The following is an 18,669-nucleotide window of genomic DNA, read 5'->3' as shown; positions in this document are numbered from 1 at the left end:
AGCAACTCCTTTGTTTTGTCTATTATTATTTATCGCTGATGAATTCAGGTTTATCAAGCCCGAGGGATTCGTAAATCGACCCAAGCGCTCCTTTAAATTCTGACAGGATGTTCTCTGAAGCCTTTTGTGCTTTATCCAGAGCTTCTTCTGTATCTTCATTATCCAAATTCTCACTCTGAGCCTCAAAACGATCAGCTAGACCGTTGAGTGATTCTTTCAGATCGTTGCTATAAGTTTCTAGTTCTGACGGTATTTCCAATTTCCTCAATTCATCTGCCAACTGCTTACTCGATTGTGAGGCTTTGTTTTTCAACGCTTGTAAATCTTCATTACTTAAATCTTCCGTTTTCTGTTCTACAGATTCAGCAAAACTTTTGAAGTCGTCATCGTATTCATCCATCAATGTATTCACTTCATTTTGAAACTCTTCTAATGACGTTTTCACTTTTTCATCCACGATCTGAACTTTGTTATTCTCCTCACTGCCCGGGGAACTGTTTCCTTCCTCACTTGAACATGCAGATAAAATGAAAGCTGTAATAAAACAACTTGAGAGAAGGATCCAGAATTTTTTTTGCATTTTTTTCACCTCCTATTCATGACTCTATAAAGTTAATTCCTTAATACTGTCATTTTGAAACAAAAATTTCTTATCCCTTTTCTAAATAAAAGCAGCTGTCCTATAAGTGTCTGTGTCTCCGTTCTTAACAACTTTTTGACACATGTTGTGTTGGAGGTGTCTGACACTTTTCTTTTGGACAGCTACTTGAATGGTATATTATTCGAGTTCTGGTTTAAAGTTAGGAGCTAACAAATCAAGATCTTCAAATGGTTTACCGAATTTCTTTTCAAAACTCACAAACAATTCATTTGCTTCTGCTTGTGCACCTTCTTGCTCTTCAAGTGATACATTTTCCGCACGTTTTTCATATGATTTTGCGGCATCATCCAGGGCTGATTGAAGATCTTCCTCGTATTGAGAAAGCTCACTAGGAATCTCCATTCCTTGGAGTGCTTCGGCAGCTTTAGGACCAGCCTCTTTTGCAGCATCCATTGCAGCTTGAGCTTCTTCTTCAGAAGGCTTTTCTTCCTCAGCAACTTCTGAGTCGTTCATTTGGGCTTTGACCGCCTCAAATTCTGCAAACGGTTTATGATTTTCTTTTAAAACTTTGATGATTTCAAGTTGGAAATCCAATAGGGAAGATTTCACTTCTGTCTGATCAACCTTTTCTTCACCTTCATCATTTGTGCCTGTTGCTGAGTCGTCATTTCCACATGCTGCAGCAAACATGAGCAAAAAAAGCATCGAAAAAGCTAAAAGTTTCTTCATCATTTTATCCCCCTTATGTGATTTACTAGCAAGAGATAGTTTACCGAAATTGGAATTGATTGTAAATTAGTTAATTAATTCAAAATAATCTGCAAATGGAATGTACCCATTCGGGGATTTCAATGTAGAGAATGTAGTGAAGGGCGGTCGAAAAGAAATGTTTCATGTGGAACAAATAAAGACAACTTGGTTAAATATAGCAAGTCAAGGATTCCTTAGCAATAAAATAAAAACGCCTTCTTAATGAAAGAGACGCTTAGATCACCTCATATCTTTTATAGTTCGTTTTCCGTGGACTTCCCTTCGCAATATACGGATTTTTCCTATATTTACCTCATGATGAATGGAATAAAAAAACCGTCTCTAATCATAATAACCATAAGTGGTAAATACCTCCACTTACTCTTAGTAGAATAGAGGTGAATTGACATGGCACAAAATAACAACCAACAACTAGTGGTACCAGGTGCACAAGCAGCGATCAACGCAATGAAAACTGAAATCGCTTCTGAATTCGGTGTACAACTTGGACCAGACACTAGTTCTCGCCAAAACGGTTCTGTTGGTGGAGAAATCACTAAGCGTCTAGTTCAACAAGCGCAAGCACAATTAGGCGGCGGGCGTTAATCCCGTTTCTATCTTGCTAGCGCCTCCTCTTGGGAAAAGGGTCAATCCTTATAAATAAGGTGGCCCTTTTTATTTATTATTCTAAAATTCTTCGATTCGTTATATTTCCTTATATGTATTCTTTTTCTTCAAAAATACTATATGGACTAAATAAGCTACCCCTCTGCGTTTAAAAGCTTTTTTAATATCGTAACATTATTAGAAAAAAATTCCATTAAACCAACTACAAAACACCTTCTCTTCAGAAGGTGTCCTGGTTCCTATGATTTTTTACTTTAGACACACCCATTTAAATACCTTTATACTACTACTTCATGATGTTGAAAATAGGTCGAAAGCTTTTTTTCAACATGCGCATGATATCCATCGGTTGGAATGCCCAGCTTATTTAGAAGCTTGTAGGCGTGAACCCAGGCACTCATTTCTACAGTAACCCGATAAGACCAATCATTCAACCAACTATCATGATCCAGTTCCCCGTTTTTGTAATCAATCAGATGGCCGATTTCATGGGCAAGTGCATACGCGTTTTCCAAGGTGGTGGATAGCGGAACAGTTATTGTCATATTAGGGTTGAAGCTGATCTTCTTATCCCCACCGAACACAACCTTACAATCCATTTTTTCAGCCACTTCCACCAATTTCATGAAAACATCATTTGTTACCAATTACCCTACACCCCTATAAATTATCTGATACATATATTATTCCATTATAACAGAAATATGTATGGCCTAATCAATACAATTTCAAGGTTTAGTAACCGGGAAGTAAGCCTGAACAAGGGCTGGATCCTTATCACATTAAAAACAAACAAAAAAAGCGTGTTCATTTCTTAGTGAAATTACATGCTTTTAAAGACTGATATTGTGTTGAAGTAAACTAACATTTATTATGGCGGCCCCGGCAGGAATCGAACCTGCGACGCACGGTTTAGGAAACCGACGCTCTATCCACTGAGCTACGGGGCCATTTAACACTGACCGTACTCTCTATTATAATCCGAAAACATCCTCACGTAAATGAATGAGCGAGAATTTCAATGTTTACTTATGAAGAGGACATCAAAGACATATAAATGATTATATACCTAATCTGACCTTTTCGTCATCGGTTATGATGGATTGTAAAAATTTTACACACAAATGTTTGATGGAATCTATACCGAAAAGTGATTTGCCTCATATGATATAAGGAAAGCTGGTATCCGCTAAATATAATGGATTGATGATTTTACCAGATCGTTTCTCATGCTATTCATTTCCATGAGTTTAACCGATATTAAAGGTAAAGATAGGTGTAAAATCGAATATATAATTATAGCGTGTATACTAGTCATTCTCGAGAGGGGTTGGATCCTTGAACAAGATCTATATCTTGGACACAAATGTTATTTTACATGACCCTGCTTCAATTTTTAAGTATGCAGGTAATGATGTCGTCATCCCAGCTGTAGTTGTTGAAGAAATCGATTCAAAAAAACGGCTGCAAGATGAGGTGGGCCGGAATGCTCGGGAGTTCGGCCGGCAGTATAAGACTTTACGTGAAAAATATAAAGACCGTTTACATGAGCCTTTCCCACTTGATCACGGTGGAACACTCGTCATTGAGTTGAATCACCGCTCTTTTGAAAACATCAAGAGTATTTTCAATGAGGATTCGAATGACAATCGAATTCTTGCAGTTGCGGTTAATATTGCAATTGAACAACCTGAACGTGATATTGTGTTAGTTTCTAATGATATTCTATTGATTGCAAAAGCCGACGCGTTGAAGAAGACACACAACACACCTAATTTCATGGCGCAATTATATGAAAATGACCGTCTCGTTGAGAGCTCCCTCACGATTCATAAAGGTTACCACGAACTTCAGGTGCCCCCTGAATTCATCAATGCTTTTCATGCTAACCATGAACTTCCTCTTGAACAGTTATCCGAATACCTTCAAACTGAAGTGAATCCACAAGATTTCTTATTGCTGAAAAGTAATGCTGGAACGAACCAATCCGCTGTAGGACGGGTCCTCAAAAAAACGAACCGTTTGGTCTTCAGACCGTTTTATTACACAGATGATGATTCTTTCATCTGGGGTTTACGGCCAAAAAATGTCGAGCAACGGATGTTTTTGGAATTGCTGCTCGACCCGAAGGTAGAAATGGTTTGTGCAATCGGTAAGGCTGGTACAGGAAAAACCTTGCTTGCACTGGCTGCTGCGCTGCATGAAACACAAGACATGAAACATTACTCAAGAATTACAGTTGCACGTCCAATCGTACCAATGGGCAAGGATATCGGATATCTGCCTGGAGAAAAGGATGAAAAGCTCCGGCCATGGATGCAGCCGATCTTTGATAACCTTGAGCAGCTTTTCAACATCGATCCGGATTCGAATAAGAAAAATGATAAAAACGGCGGAATACCGAAGATTGAAAAAGAAATCGAACAACTGAACCTGGAAGTCGAAGCATTGACGTATATCAGAGGGCGCAGCATTCCGAACCAGTTCATAATCATTGATGAAGCACAGAACCTGACGAAGCATGAAGTTAAGACGATCGTCAGCCGTGTCGGTAAAGGAACAAAGATTGTCCTTGTCGGTGACCCCGACCAAATCGATCATCCTTACCTGGATTCAGTAAATAACGGGCTTACCTATACGATTGAAAGGCTGAAATGCGAAGAAGAAATTGGGATTATTCGTCTTTCGAGGACAGAACGATCGAACCTGGCTGAAAAAGCAGCTCGATATTTATAATTTTCCGCGGCTCTATAGTATCTGATTACCTCACTCTCAAGGGGATTATATGCCTTGTACTTACAAGGCATATAATCCATTCAATGAGGAATCGGACACTTTTTTAGAGGTCTGTTTTTCATTTTTGAGCCTGTCGATATATGACGGTATATGCTACAATTGTATTTGTCTATTTCGTACATAGGAGGCACTTTTATGGATAATACTCCCTTCATCGCAGTGGAAGGTCCTATCGGTGTCGGTAAAACATCTTTAGCCAAAGCGATCAGTGAGGAATTTGAATATCATCTTCTTAAAGAAATCGTTGAAGAGAATCCATTTCTCGGTAAATTTTACGATGATATCGAAGAGTGGAGCTTTCAGACAGAAATGTTCTTTCTCTGCAACAGATTCAAGCAGCTTGAAGATATTGAACGGTTATATTTAAAGCATGGAAAGCCAGTCGTATCCGATTATCATATCTTCAAAAATCGAATATTTGCAATGCGGACGCTGAAAGAAGTCCATTTCCAAAAGTACATGCAGATTTTTGAGATCATCACGAAGGATATGCCTGCGCCGAATATGGTGATTTATATAAAAGCAAGTTTGGAAACATTACTTAAGCGTATATCACTTAGAGGGAGAGACATAGAGAAGAATATCAGCCCAGATTATTTAAAGCAATTATCTTCTGATTATGAAATCTTTATGTACCAGTTCCAAAAGCTTCATCCTGAAATACCTGTATTGACAATCGACGGGGACAAGATCGACTTTGTCCAGATCCAAGACCAGCTTTCCGAAATTTTAAAGGTGGTTGAAGAGACTTTTCATAAGAAGGAAGTGAAGCAATGAACGCCCTCGAGAAATACAAGATTCCTAAAAATGCCGTCATAACTGTAGCCGGTACAGTCGGTGTCGGTAAATCGACGATGACGAATGCGATTGCCGACAGCCTTGGCTTTGAAACATCGATGGAAAAGGTGGATACCAATCCTTATTTGGACAAATTCTATCAAGATTTCGAACGTTGGAGTTTCCATCTGCAAATCTATTTCTTAGCAGAACGTTTTAAAGAGCAAAAAAGAATGTTTGAAAAAGGCGGTGGATTCGTCCAGGACCGCTCCATTTATGAGGATACAGGTATTTTCGCCAAGATGCATCATGAAAAAGGCACGATGACGAACATCGATTATGAAACGTATACAAGCCTATTCGAAGCGATGGTAATGACCCCTTACTTCCCTCATCCTGATGTATTGATCTATATCGAAGGCAGCCTTCAGGACATCATTGATCGCATCAAACTTCGCGGACGTCCCATGGAACAGCAGACACCAATTGCTTACTGGGAAGAAATGCATGAGCGTTATGAAAATTGGATCAACAATTTTACAACATGTCCAGTGTTGAAGGTCAATATCAACGATTACGATTTCTTTAAAGACCCTTCATCCGTCGAGCCGATCTTAAAGCGCATTGGTGAAACGATCAACGGAAACAAAAATCTGCAGCATGTATAACGTAAGAAAAGTAATTTGGTTTTCAGGAAATTCACGACACTCCTGCGGAAAAGCGAGCCAGGCAAGACCCACAGCGAGGAACGAGCGAGGAGACTTGCGGATCGCACGCGGAAAGGGAGTGAAATTCGTGAATATAAACCATGAAATATAACAGAGCTTATCTTGCAAAAAAGCTGATCTCCTTTCAGGATCAGCTTTTCTTTATAGATATCTCATTTCCTCAGTTGTTGCAATTGTTCAAAAAATGTCGGATAAGAAACGTGTACGGCTTCACTGTTTTTGATAATCGTCTCTCCGTCTGCTATACAGGATGCAATCGCAAGCATCATTCCGATCCGATGGTCACCATGGCTATCTACAGTGTTGCCAACCAAATCCGCTTTTCCATGGATAATCATCCCATCTTCTGTCGCTTCGATTTTGGCCCCTAGCTTTTTCAGTTCATTCACGACCGTATCGATCCGATTCGTTTCCTTCACCTTCAGCTCAGCTGCATCCTTAATCACGGTAGTTCCTTTAGCTTGCGTAGCTGCAAGTGCAATGATCGGAATCTCATCGATCAATCGCGGAATCAACTCACCGTTGATTTCAATCCCTTCCAATGAGGAAGCTTTGATGTGTACATCGGCAAAAGGTTCACTTGCTTCCGTTTGTTGATTAGCGACGGTTACCTCTGCACCCATCTCTTGCAAAACATCAAGGATTCCTGTTCTCGTCGGGTTGATCCCCACTTTTTCAATGGTAAGGTTACTATTCGGTACAATTGCACCAGCCACCAGGTAAAAAGCTGCTGAGGAGATATCTCCAGGTACTTCGATATGTGTCGCTGTGAGTGCCTGTTTTCCTTTTAATGAGACGGTCAAGTCCTTTACTTCCACCTCACATCCAAACGCTCTCAGCATACGCTCAGTGTGGTCCCTTGAATGATGAGGTTCAGTCAAGGTCGTTGTCCCATCCGCCTGTAATCCGGCTAATAACACAGCCGATTTTACCTGGGCACTGCCGACAGGTGACACATAGTCGATCGCCTTTTGATTTCCCCCGCGGATACTGATCGGTGTATAGTTTCCGTCGTCACGACCATCAATTTTCGTACCCATTTCCCGTAATGGGTTTGTCACCCGGTTCATCGGCCTTTTCGCTATAGAATCATCACCGATCACACAAGAATGGAACGGAGTATTGGCTAATACCCCTAACAATAGTCGGCATGTCGTACCTGAGTTTCCGACATCTAAAATGTTTTTCGGTTCTTGAAGCCCCTCGATTCCATTCCCATTGATCTCAACATGATCATTTTCCTGCTGGATCTCTACTCCTAATTTACGGAAACAGTCGATGGTGCTCAAACAATCCTCGCCTGGTAAAAATCCATCCACCACTGTCTTTCCATGAGCGATCGAGCCGAACATGACGGCTCGATGGGAAATCGATTTATCGCCGGGTACTCGAATGGTTCCTGCCAAACCTGTACGATCCAATCTACTTAACGTTTTCATCTGCGCCCTCCTACATCGTCGTATACGTTTGGTATTGGTGCCGCTCTAAACAAGCCTTTGCCTGTTGCCGGTCTTCATCTGAGTGGAAGCTAAGCCTCAACACCCCATATACATCTTCTCTTGCTTCAATGATGCGGATGTTCGTAATACTTATTTCTTCTTCGGCTAATATCGTAGTCACATCCGAGATGACCCCGACATGGTCGGCTACGTCTATATACAGATCGTGAAAAGCAAGGATTGCTCCTTTCGAACCTGTCGGCATTGAATCTCGATATTTCTTAGCACTTACGAAATAATCATAGATCTCCTCACTATCGCCACGGGCTACTAATCTTTTCACACCTTCCATTTCCTTTTCCCACTCATCGAGCAAGGATAAAAGGGTTTGACGGTTGTGCCGTACGATATCGCGCCACATCGATGGGCTGCTCGAGGCAATCCTTGTTATGTCCCGGAATCCGCCTGCAGCTAACCTGGTCACATGCTCGTTCCGATGGGCATGGCTTTTTACCTGTCGGACGAGGCTCGCGGCCATTACATGTGGAAAATGGCTGATGATCCCGGTGATAAGGTCATGCTCCTCCGGCTCCATGATTTGAAAATTCGCCTTTGTTCCCTTAAACCAGTCTTTCAGAGCATCAACTTGTTCTACTGGTGTCTTTGGAAAGATCGTCAAGACATAGAAAGCATTTTCGAACAGGTGGAGCTTCGCACTGCCGACCCCGGATTTATGTGAGCCCGCCATCGGATGACCGCCTATGAAAGTGACACCTCTATCATACAATTGCTCTGCTTTTCTTACGATGTGTACTTTTGTACTCCCCACATCAGTTATGATGACATTTTGTTTAAACTGGTAATCCTTGAAATCATCCAGCAGCTTGATCGTTTCTTCGACAGGGGCTGCAAGGATGATCAGGTCCGCTTGTTCGGCTTCACCTTGAAGGTCTGACGAATGGTCGTCAATCACCTCAAGGCTTTTCGCAAGCTTACAATTTTCTTCATTAGGGTCGTAGCCGATGATTTGTACATCGTGCTCTTTTTTGATCGAAAGCGCCAAAGATCCTCCTATCAATCCGACCCCAATGAGCAAAACACGTCTCTTCACTGTCTTGGTCTCCTTATGATGTTAGTTTGATATTCGATGTACCATTCACCAAGAACTCTTTCAATAACTTGATCAGGCCCTCGTTATCTTCTTTCGTCCCTACTGTAATGCGGATCCCATCTTTGATAGGACGGACGATATAGCCTCGCTGGATTAAGTATTGGAAAAGTTCCTCTGGTTTTTTATCAGGTTCGATATAAATGAAATTTCCTTGTGAGGGATAGAAAGGAACTTTATATTCTTTACAAAAAGCATAAAATTGCTGGAGACCTTCAAAGTTACGTTCTGAGCTTTCCTTTACGAACTCCTTATCGGTCAAAGCTGCTTGTGCAGCAATCTGTGCGAATCTTGATGTATTGAAAGGTAATCGTCCAATATCAAGTTTCCTCATAAGCTCTTCATGGCCAATTGCATAGCCGATACGGAAAGCGGCTAAACCATAACCTTTAGAGAATGTCCGAAGAACGAGCAAATTATCATATTCAGAAATGAGTTTCATTGTATCCGGGTAATCCTCGGCAGTGACATATTCATAATAAGCCTCATCCAGAACGACGATCGTATCGTTCGGAATTTTTTCCAAAAAGCTTCTTAACTCCGTTTCATTTACATAAGTTCCTGTCGGATTATTCGGATTACAGATCCAGACGAGACTTGTTTGTTCATCGACTGCAATCTGCATGCCTTCCAAGTCATGTCGACCTTCTTTCAAAGGGACATCACGGATTTCCGCATCTTCTATCACTGCATGATGACGGAACTGAGGGAACGTAAGGGAAGCCATGACCACATTCGTTTCTGGAAATAACAAAGAACGACTGATCATCTGGATCATCTCATCCAGTCCGCTGCTGAAAAGAAGCTGATTTTCATTTACCCCAAGATGGTTTGCCACCTTCTCCCTCAAATCTTCAGCCCTGCTATCCGGATAACGGGCATAATTGGAGATCGCTTGTAAGGCTTCTTGGATTTTTTTTGAACATCCGAATGGGTTCTCATTCGATGCCAGGTTCACGATTTTCGTAAGACCGAGTTCCTTTTTCACATTATCAATTGATTTACCAGGTTCATAAGCCTTGAGAGACAACATCTGCTTTTTCACTTTCATTGGATCTCCTCCTATGCTCATTTGTGATCATCAAAACATTTTCGCTTGATCTTGATGTCGCTTCACATTCTCCTTGATCTTCTCCATTTGGTCGTTTCCGAATTGGCTAACGATCGCATCAGCCAGTTCCCAGGCCACAACCGCTTCTGCCACCACGCTTGCTGCTGGAACGGCGCAACTGTCAGAACGTTCGATGCTTGCTTTAAAAGGCTCTTTCGTATCGATATCCACACTTTGAAGCGGTTTGTACAACGTCGGGATCGGTTTCATCACCCCGCGTATGACAACAGGCATTCCGGTTGTCATCCCGCCTTCAAACCCACCGGCATTGTTCGTTCCTCTCGTATAACCTTCCGCCTCGTCCCACAAAATCTCGTCATGCACCTGGCTTCCTGGTTTTTCAGCAGCTTCAAAACCGATACCGATTTCAACACCTTTAAAGGCATTGATACTCATAACAGCACTGGCTAATTTCGCATCCAATTTACGGTCATAATGGACATAGCTTCCGACACCGATCGGCATGCCTTCTACTACCACTTCAACAATCCCGCCGATGGAATCTCCATTTTCTTTTGCTTCGTCAATCGCTCGCATCATTTTTTCTCCAACCTCCGGGTCCAAGCAGCGAACAGGAGATTCTTCTGTAATTTTCTGCATTTCTTCGATGGACTCATAAGAGACTTGGCCTGCTTTAACTCCGCCAATCTCCACCACATGGCCAGCAATTTTAATGCCTAACTCTGCGAGGATCTTTTTCGCCAACGCCCCTGCTGCGACCCTGACTGTCGTTTCTCTAGCCGAAGAACGTTCCAGTACGTTCCGCATATCACGGTGTCCGTATTTGATCGCTCCGTTCAAATCAGCATGACCTGGACGAGGCCTTGAAATCTGACGCTTCACATCTTCATCATCTTCAATTGGATCAGCACCCATGATCTTTCTCCAATGTTGGAAATCACGGTTTTCAACAGTAAGCGTAATAGGAGATCCCAGCGTATATCCCTGGCGAACCCCGCTCAGGATGTTCGCCTGATCCCGCTCGATCTGCATTCGTCTACCTCTGCCGTATCCTTTTTGTCTTCTAGCTAATTCATTGTTTATATCTTCTTTCACCAAAGATAGGCCTGATGGGACTCCTTCGATGATGGTTGTCAATTGCGGTCCATGAGATTCACCAGCTGTCAGGTATCTCACACCATCAACCCCTTTCTAAGAAATTAATAAAAAAAACGCCCCTGCTTATATCAGCAGGGACGATTGAAGTCGCGGTACCACCCTTATTACGGAATTATTCCGTCACTCATTCGGTTAACGGCATTACCGTCTTTCTCAATCAAATCGATAAATGATCAAAAAAGAAGCTCGAGGGTGTAATTCATGTTCATCTTTGTGCTGATTCGCACCAACCATCAGCTCTCTTGTACAGGGAGATCAACATTACTTGTATCCTGTCATTGCGTTTGAATATTTAAAGTTATATTAAGTTTTAACATGGGATGCGAACTTTGTAAAGAACAAATTTTCATAATATTTTTATGGATACGCTTACATTATTGGTACAGTTGCTTTTGCGGTTTAAAGCGTAAAATTTTTAAAAAATTTCCTGTTGACATAACTATATCCTTTCATATAAAGTCGTAAACAATATTCGAAATCTGAAAAATCAATCAAAGGAGTGGAGAAATGGTGTCGAATGAATTAGAGGTACTGCGTACAGAAATTGAAGATGTCAACATGAAGATTTTAGAGCTTCTCAACCAACGAGGAGAAATTGTACAGAAGATCGGCAAAGTTAAAGAAGCTCAGGGCATTAACCGCTTTGACCCCGTGCGTGAACGTCGGCTTCTAAACCTGATTTCAGAAAACAACAATGGACCATTTGAAACATCCACACTTCAACATATTTTCAAGACCATTTTCAAAGCGAGCTTAGAACTGCAGAAGGAAGATAACCGTAAAGCATTGCTCGTGTCCAGAAAACGGAAACCTGAAAATACGGTCATCAATGTAAAAGGTGAAATGATCGGTGATGGAAATCCACGTTTCGTGGCTGGGCCTTGTGCTGTTGAAAGTTATGAGCAAGTTCGTCAGGTTGCAAAAGCGATGAAGGATCAAGGACTGACCTTGTTACGAGGGGGGGCATTCAAACCGCGGACTTCCCCATATGATTTCCAAGGTCTGGGGTTTGAAGGCCTGAAAATTTTACGTCAGGTCGCTAATGAATTCAACCTTGCTGTCGTCAGTGAAATCATGAATCCGAATGACCTTGAACAGGCATTGGATTATGTCGATGTAATCCAAATCGGTGCGCGAAATATGCAAAACTTTGACTTATTGAAGGCTGCTGGTTCAGTCAATAAACCGGTTCTCTTAAAGCGTGGTATGTCTGCAACAATTGAAGAGTTCATGTACGCAGCAGAATACATCATCTCCACGGGAAATGACCAGGTCATTCTTTGTGAAAGAGGCATCAGGACTTACGAGCGAGCGACTAGGAATACGCTCGATATATCGGCTGTACCTATTTTGAAAAAGGAGACGCATTTACCAGTCATGGTAGACGTCACCCATTCGACAGGAAGGAAAGACTTGTTGCTCCCAGCAGCTCAAGCTGCGCTTGCAATCGGGACAGATGGCATTATGGCGGAAGTTCATCCGGATCCAGCAGTTGCACTTTCGGACTCCGCACAACAAATGGATATCCCTGAATTTATCGAATTCATGCATAAGTTAAAAGCAATCCAACCGGTTCAGGTCTAATCCTTCATGAAACAGTGCTGAAAATTGATTTCAGCGCTGTTTTTTATTGGGTTCAGGACGATTCAAATGGAATATAAGCCGAATTTCCTCATTTATAAGCCGATTATTGGTTTATAAGCAGAAATTTATGAGCCAAATTTCAAATTTATGAGCAGATCTTCACCATATTTGCGTCTCCCTTTAAAATTGACTGCTTTAAAGACATAAAAAAATTCGCTACTTTTTAAAAGTAACGAATTTCAAAATTCACATACAATCTCCGTTGTACTATGCGCTGTGATTTTTTTATTAAATGGAGGAGGTAGAGGGATTCGAACCCCCGCGGGCTGTTACACCCCTGGCGGTTTTCAAGACCGCTCCCTTCAGCCAGACTTGGGTATACCTCCGCACTGACAAAAACTATTATAGCATCGCAAAAAACGATAAGTCAACCATTAATTCGACATTTTTTAAGAAAGACGGCAAATAAGCCGCCTTCCCCTATTTTTAAAATTATTCTGTTATTCTTATTGTTGATTTCCGCGGACGATCCGTAAGCCTCCTCACTTGCACATTGATCTCAACACAAAAATGAAATCATTTTCGTGTCTGCGATGAGAATTCTTAGAAGCTATCCTTATGCTGGCTCACCACAAGACCTCGGACTTAAATTCCATCCTTGTAGTTTTCGCCGAGTAACCACAGGCGCAGGACGTGGTGGTACTTGGTCGAAGTTCATTATTATACTCGAAGATCCTTTTATTGCAGTGTCTCGCCTGGCTCGCTGTTCCCGCAGGAGTGTCGCGAATTTCAGTTAAATCAACATAACATTAAAATCTAACAAAGCCCTTTACTTAGAAATGACAGTTTTATTCCCCATATATGGGCGTAGAACTTCAGGAATTTCGACAGAACCATCTTCTTGCTGATAGTTCTCTAAAATCGCAGCTACCGTACGGCCAATTGCTAGCCCAGATCCATTCAACGTATGAACATACTCTGGTTTCGCCTTTGGTTCACGGCGGAATCGTATGTTTGCACGGCGTGCTTGGAAATCTTCAAAGTTACTGCAAGAAGAAATTTCGCGATATGTTTCGTAGCTAGGAATCCAGACTTCGATATCATACTTCTTCGTTGCAGTGAAGCCTAAATCCCCTGTACACATGCTCATCACACGGTATGGAAGCTTCAATAGCTGTAATACCTTTTCAGCATGCCCCGTCAAGGTTTCTAACTGCTCGTAAGAATCTTCCGGTTTTACAAAGTGTACAAGCTCGACCTTATTGAACTGGTGATGACGGATCAATCCTCGGGTATCACGTCCTGCAGATCCAGCTTCGGAACGGAAGCATGCACTGAATGCCACATAGGCTTTCGGTAGACCTTCTAAGGACAAAATCTCATCACGATGTAAATTCGTCACAGGCACCTCGGCAGTCGGAATCAAGAAATAATCCTCTTCACGGATTTTGAATGCATCCTCTTCAAACTTCGGAAGTTGTCCAGTACCAGTCATGCTGTCACGATTGACGAGGTACGGTGGCAATATTTCAGTATAACCATGCTGGTCTTCATGCAAGTCCATCATGAAATTGATCAGTGCACGTTCCAGGCGAGCCCCAAGGCCTTTATAAAAGGCAAAACGGCTTCCTGTCACTTTGGCTGCTCTCTCAAAGTCAACAATGTCCAAATCAACAGCGACATCCCAGTGAGGTTTCGGTTCAAAATCGAATTTTCTGATTTCGCCCCATTCACGATCGACCACATTATCCTCTTCATCATCCCCTACAGGAGCAGATGGATGAGGAATGTTCGGTAGAGTTAGCATGATGCTTTGGAGTTTTTCTTCAACTTGACGGAGCTCGTCGTCGAATGCTTTGATTTTTTCCCCGACCTCACGCATTTCCTTAATCAGTTGATCGGCATCCTTTTTTTCACGTTTGAATTCAGCAACCATTTTAGATACATTGTTTCGTTCACTTTTCAGCTGTTCTGTTTTGTTGATCAGTTCACGGCGTTTTTCGTCAAGCTCCTTGAACTGATCCAGACCGGAAATATCTTCTCCGCGAGTAGAAAGCTTTTCTTTTACCACATTATAATTTTCGCGCACAAATCTTAAATCCAACATGTGTATTCCTCCCTTTTTATATTAGGCTTTTTTTCCTTAATTCTTGATTTTGGCTAAATTCCTTTCCGCAGGAGTACCGCAATATTTCGCTTTAAACTAAGTAACGATGAAATCCGAAGTTTATCACCCGTATCACTAGGCAGATTAGGACCGGAGGCGTATGTTGTAAAAACGGTGAGGACCTCCAAAACCAAGTAACGAAGAAATTTGTAGCTTATCATCCGTAATCACTAGGTAGATTAGAAACAAGAAGTACAAGGCATGTAGGTTTTTTAGGACCGGAGTGTATTAATAATACATGAGGACCGCAAAAAACCAAATAACGCAGTAATTCGCCGTTTATCATCTGCATAGAAATAGAAAAACTCCCGTCCCCTATTAAAAGAAGGGACGAGAGTTAACCCGCGTTGCCACCCTGGTTGTATCACCAAATAGGTGATACCACTCAAGTAATTTAACGGTTACGAACCGAAAATACATACTAAAGCCTTCGCTTGTTCAGTATTTTACTCTAGGATGGATTCACAAGTTTCTTTGGCCGATTCTCACCAACCATCGACTCTCTTCACAAAGAAGACATGCTACTAGTTCCTGTCAACATTCGTTCTGAAAATGTGTTAGTAGTAATTTACACTATTTTGGAATGTTATGCAAATGTTTTTTTAGACTCTTCAACCATTTCTACAAAATAGGCGTGCATTCTATGATCATCTGTCAATTCCGGATGGAAGGCACAACATAGGAATCGTCCCTGGCGTGCAGCAACGATTCTGTCTTGGAAAGTCGCCAACACTTCTACATCTGGACCAACAGAATCGATGTAAGGAGCACGAATGAAAACGCCGATATAGTCTTCTTCTCCTTCAAGTCCTTTGACACTTAAAGGAACTTCAAAGCTTTCACGTTGACGGCCGAATCCATTACGGTGTACCTTCATGTCCATCACTTCCAGGTGGCCATGCTCTTGACCGATGATCTCCTTGGCCATCAAAATCAATCCTGCACACGTCCCGAAAACTGGTTTTCCGGTTTTCGCAAAATCCTGTAAAGGTTTGAACATTTCATATTTATCAATCAATCGACGCATTGTGGTGCTTTCTCCACCAGGTACAACAAGTCCGTCAATATCTTTCAGGTCCTCTATACGTTTGACAATTTTTACGTTTGCTCCACTGTCTTCAAGTGAACGAGCGTGTTCACGAATTGCACCTTGAAGGGCAAGAATACCTATTGTGACCATTCTATGATGTCTCCTTTACGTTTCTTACCAACCGCGGTCTTGCATACGCTCTGATGGTTGTAGAGAAGAAATCTCGACACCTTTCATTGCAGTTCCAAGACCTTTAGATAATTTAGCGATTAAATCATAATCCTGATAATGAGTTGTCGCTTCGACAATCGCACGAGCAAACTTCTCAGGGTTATCTGATTTGAAGATTCCTGATCCTACGAATACGCCATCAGCGCCAAGCTCCATCATCAACGCTGCGTCTGCTGGAGATGCGACCCCTCCTGCAGCAAAGTTAACGACAGGAAGTCTTCCCTCTCTCTTGATTTGAAGAAGGATTTCGTATGGTGCTCCAAGGTTTTTCGCTTCCGTCATAAGCTCATCCTCACTCATACCGACAACCTTCTTGACTTGAGATTGAATAAGGCGCATATGTCGAACAGCTTCAACTATATTCCCTGTTCCCGGTTCGCCTTTTGTACGAAGCATTGAAGCACCTTCACCAATACGGCGTGTTGCTTCGCCTAGGTCACGTGCACCACATACGAAAGGTACAGTGAAGTCACGCTTGTTCAAGTGGAAAACTTCATCTGCTGGTGTCAAAACTTCACTCTCATCAATATAGTCTGCACCCAGTGCTTCGAGTACACGTGCTTCGACAATATGGCCGATACGTGCTTTCGCCATTACAGGAATAGATACTGCATTGATGACTTCTTCGACAATTGTAGGGTCCGCCATACGAGCAACCCCACCAGCTGCACGAATGTCCGCAGGGACACGTTCTAGTGCCATTACTGCCACAGCACCTGCTTCTTCAGCGATTTTCGCTTGTTCTGCATTGACAACGTCCATTATGACGCCGCCCTTTTGCATTTCTGCCATTCCACGTTTTACACGATCAGTACCTGTTTGTACCATGTATGATTCCCCCTGTCAGTAGGTGTTTTTTGATGTATTCCAATTATTCTTAAATCCTACACTATTGTATCACTTTTCCTCACTCATGCCTATCCAGACACTATGTTATTCTCCCTTATATTATTGGTAATGTTTGTGTATCAGGAAGAACTGTTCAATATCTGTTTTCAGAGGTGTAATAAGACTACTCCTTTGTTAAACTTATTTTTAAATAACATCCATTAGTTATACAAAAGGAACTGACCTATAGAGTCAGCCCCTTCTTATTAATTTCGATTAAAACAGACCTTTGATTCCGTCAACGACATTGGACCAGATATCCCCGAAGAATCCACCGATTCCACGCATCATCAACACAAACCAGTTTGCTTTTTCGACATCGGCTTGTGCGACAATTGGGACGCCTGCTTTTTTACTGGCGGCTTCATCTATGTAGCCATAGTCATCTTCACCAGAATATTCGAGTGACAGAGTACCGACCTGGTCACCTTTCTTAATAGGTGCAGTCAATTGACCTTTGTCATTCAATGCTTTTTTATCCCAGGTCACTTTCGGTGTATATTTTTCCTCATCCCCATTGGCTAGGACAACCGAAAGCCCGTCAGTCGACTTCACTTCGACTTCTTTTTCTTTCCCTTTGACCACAGGTAATGTAGCTTTGTCCTTGACTTCATAATTCGCTTTTACAACTTCTTGTTTTTTAAAATTATTAAACCCATAATCCAAAAGTTTCTTGGTTTCTTCAAAACGTGCGTTGTATGAATCAGCTTTCATGACGACTGAAATGACACGCATACCGTTTCGTTGTGCTGTTCCAGTAAAGGAATAACCTGCAAGCTCAGTGGATCCAGTCTTTAATCCGTCCACGCCTTCATAGCCAAGCCCGTAACCTTGTGGATTGCCTGGAATCATCCAGTTCCAGTTGATCATACGGTTTGCATCCTCTGTACCTTCCCTGAAGGTTTTTTCAGGTATTTTCGCAGTATCGAGGACTTCTGGATAGTCTTTCAATAGGTGGTATGCCAGTTTCGCAGTATCACGAGCTGACATCATGTTCATGTCATTCGCACCGCCTGCTGGGTGATTCCCTTTCAAGTCACTATTATTCAGGCCTGTACTGTTGTAGAATTTATACTTTTCCAAGCCTAGCTCTTTCGCTTTATCATTCATCATTTTTACGAAGTTCGCTTCAGAACCTGCAATTGTTTCGGCAATGGCCATTGTCGCACCGTTGGCAGAATAAATGGCAGCTGCCTCAAATAGCTCTTTGATTGTGTAATCTGGATCTGCATCTTTTCTAAGCCAGACATTCGATAGGCTAGAATCTTGTGCAACTTTATGTACACGATCACTTATTTTAACGGGGGTATCCCAACTGATTTTCCCTTCTTCAACTGCCTCGAAAATCAAATATTCCGTCATCATTTTCGTCATGCTTGCTGGTGGCAGCAGTAAATCTGCATTTTTTTCAAACAGGATCTTACCTGTTTCTGCATCAACTAAAATCGCTGATTCAGTATCCATTTGCAAGTCAGGAGCAGCATAACCCTTATTTGCTGTTGACGTTACAACTCCCGTGACTACAAGTAACATGACTAACGCAATGATGACTATACGTTTCATTCGGTTTACCAACCTTTTTGCACCTCCAACCCTAATAACACAAAGGTTATTGTACCATAATAAAATTCAAAAAAATAGACAGTGGAAGAC

At 41.9% G+C, this 18,669-nt stretch carries 16 protein-coding genes, 2 tRNA genes and 2 other annotated features; of the genes, 5 read left to right on the top strand and 13 right to left on the bottom strand.

The annotated features are described in order from the left end of the window. Positions 1-25: 25 nt before the first annotated feature. Positions 26-580 (bottom strand): hypothetical protein, encoded by a 555-nt coding sequence (locus ACJROX_RS00165; RefSeq protein ID WP_408008842.1) that lies wholly within the window; start codon positions 578-580, stop codon positions 26-28. A gap of 198 nt (positions 581-778) precedes the next feature. Continuing rightward, positions 779-1,330, bottom strand: coding sequence for a hypothetical protein (locus ACJROX_RS00160; protein WP_408008841.1), 552 nt, complete (start codon positions 1,328-1,330; stop codon positions 779-781). Positions 1,331-1,759: 429 nt separating this feature from the next. Here ACJROX_RS00160 and ACJROX_RS00155 point away from each other — a divergent pair, with 429 nt between their 5' ends. Beyond that, positions 1,760-1,957: a small, acid-soluble spore protein, alpha/beta type gene (locus ACJROX_RS00155; RefSeq protein WP_408008840.1), complete on the top strand. Its 198-nt coding sequence runs from the start codon at positions 1,760-1,762 to the stop codon at positions 1,955-1,957. A 299-nt stretch (positions 1,958-2,256) separates the two neighbouring features. Here ACJROX_RS00155 and ACJROX_RS00150 read toward each other — a convergent pair whose 3' ends face one another. Then, entirely contained in the window at positions 2,257-2,625 is a 369-nt protein-coding gene (locus tag ACJROX_RS00150; protein WP_408008839.1) for a hypothetical protein, read from the bottom strand. Positions 2,626-2,852: 227 nt separating this feature from the next. Further along, positions 2,853-2,928, bottom strand: a tRNA-Arg gene (locus ACJROX_RS00145). 388 nt (positions 2,929-3,316) lie between these two features. Between ACJROX_RS00145 and ACJROX_RS00140 the strand changes: the two genes are divergently transcribed. From ACJROX_RS00140 to ACJROX_RS00130, 3 genes are all read left to right on the top strand, one after another. Further along, positions 3,317-4,714: a PhoH family protein gene (locus ACJROX_RS00140; protein WP_408008838.1), complete on the top strand. Its 1,398-nt coding sequence runs from the start codon at positions 3,317-3,319 to the stop codon at positions 4,712-4,714. A 195-nt stretch (positions 4,715-4,909) separates the two neighbouring features. Continuing rightward, positions 4,910-5,551, top strand: coding sequence for a deoxynucleoside kinase (locus tag ACJROX_RS00135; RefSeq protein WP_408008837.1), 642 nt, complete (start codon positions 4,910-4,912; stop codon positions 5,549-5,551). Next, positions 5,548-6,219, top strand: coding sequence for a deoxynucleoside kinase (locus ACJROX_RS00130; RefSeq protein ID WP_408008836.1), 672 nt, complete (start codon positions 5,548-5,550; stop codon positions 6,217-6,219). The genes ACJROX_RS00135 and ACJROX_RS00130 overlap by 4 nt, the downstream gene beginning before the upstream one ends. A 212-nt stretch (positions 6,220-6,431) precedes the next feature. Here the strand turns inward: ACJROX_RS00130 and aroA are convergent, their stop codons facing one another. From aroA to aroC, 4 genes are read right to left on the bottom strand one after another with little or no spacing between them, the layout of a single operon-like run. Then, on the bottom strand, positions 6,432-7,718 hold the full coding sequence (gene aroA / locus ACJROX_RS00125) for a 3-phosphoshikimate 1-carboxyvinyltransferase (protein WP_408008835.1): 1,287 nt from the start codon (positions 7,716-7,718) through the stop codon (positions 6,432-6,434). Positions 7,719-7,728: 10 nt separating this feature from the next. After that, complete coding sequence (locus ACJROX_RS00120) at positions 7,729-8,829, bottom strand: prephenate dehydrogenase (protein WP_408008834.1); 1,101 nt, start codon at positions 8,827-8,829, stop codon at positions 7,729-7,731. 13 nt (positions 8,830-8,842) lie between these two features. Then, positions 8,843-9,937, bottom strand: a complete 1,095-nt coding sequence (gene hisC / locus ACJROX_RS00115) for a histidinol-phosphate transaminase (RefSeq protein WP_408008833.1) — start codon at positions 9,935-9,937, stop codon at positions 8,843-8,845. Between the two features lie 30 nt (positions 9,938-9,967). Beyond that, positions 9,968-11,134: a chorismate synthase gene (gene aroC / locus ACJROX_RS00110; RefSeq protein ID WP_408008831.1), complete on the bottom strand. Its 1,167-nt coding sequence runs from the start codon at positions 11,132-11,134 to the stop codon at positions 9,968-9,970. 52 nt (positions 11,135-11,186) lie between these two features. Beyond that, positions 11,187-11,404 (bottom strand) — a binding site (T-box leader). Positions 11,405-11,623: 219 nt separating this feature from the next. Here aroC and ACJROX_RS00105 point away from each other — a divergent pair. Continuing rightward, the gene (locus ACJROX_RS00105; RefSeq protein ID WP_408008830.1) at positions 11,624-12,700 is read left to right on the top strand and encodes a bifunctional 3-deoxy-7-phosphoheptulonate synthase/chorismate mutase; all 1,077 of its coding nucleotides are present in this window, start codon (positions 11,624-11,626) and stop codon (positions 12,698-12,700) included. A 293-nt stretch (positions 12,701-12,993) separates the two neighbouring features. Here the strand turns inward: ACJROX_RS00105 and ACJROX_RS00100 are convergent. The 5 genes from ACJROX_RS00100 to ACJROX_RS00080 all read right to left on the bottom strand — a co-directional run bounded on the left by ACJROX_RS00100 (position 12,994) and on the right by ACJROX_RS00080 (position 18,579). Then, positions 12,994-13,086 (bottom strand) — tRNA-Ser (locus ACJROX_RS00100). A 443-nt stretch (positions 13,087-13,529) separates the two neighbouring features. Further along, a complete protein-coding gene (gene serS, locus ACJROX_RS00095) occupies positions 13,530-14,807 on the bottom strand; it encodes a serine--tRNA ligase (protein WP_408008829.1) in 1,278 nt (425 codons plus the stop codon). Between the two features lie 383 nt (positions 14,808-15,190). Further along, positions 15,191-15,414, bottom strand: a binding site (T-box leader). Between the two features lie 39 nt (positions 15,415-15,453). Then, positions 15,454-16,047, bottom strand: coding sequence for a pyridoxal 5'-phosphate synthase glutaminase subunit PdxT (gene pdxT, locus ACJROX_RS00090; RefSeq protein WP_408008828.1), 594 nt, complete (start codon positions 16,045-16,047; stop codon positions 15,454-15,456). Positions 16,048-16,071: 24 nt separating this feature from the next. After that, a complete protein-coding gene (pdxS, locus tag ACJROX_RS00085) occupies positions 16,072-16,956 on the bottom strand; it encodes a pyridoxal 5'-phosphate synthase lyase subunit PdxS (RefSeq protein ID WP_349409021.1) in 885 nt (294 codons plus the stop codon). A gap of 276 nt (positions 16,957-17,232) precedes the next feature. Further along, a complete protein-coding gene (locus tag ACJROX_RS00080) occupies positions 17,233-18,579 on the bottom strand; it encodes a D-alanyl-D-alanine carboxypeptidase family protein (RefSeq protein WP_408008827.1) in 1,347 nt (448 codons plus the stop codon). Positions 18,580-18,669 lie beyond the last annotated feature (90 nt).

Origin of the sequence: Pseudalkalibacillus sp. A8 (genome assembly GCF_045920555.1) — a bacterium.
Classification (GTDB): domain Bacteria; phylum Bacillota; class Bacilli; order Bacillales; family Fictibacillaceae; genus Pseudalkalibacillus.
Note: the sequence above shows the minus strand (reverse complement) of the source record. Positions and strands in the feature narration are given on the sequence as shown.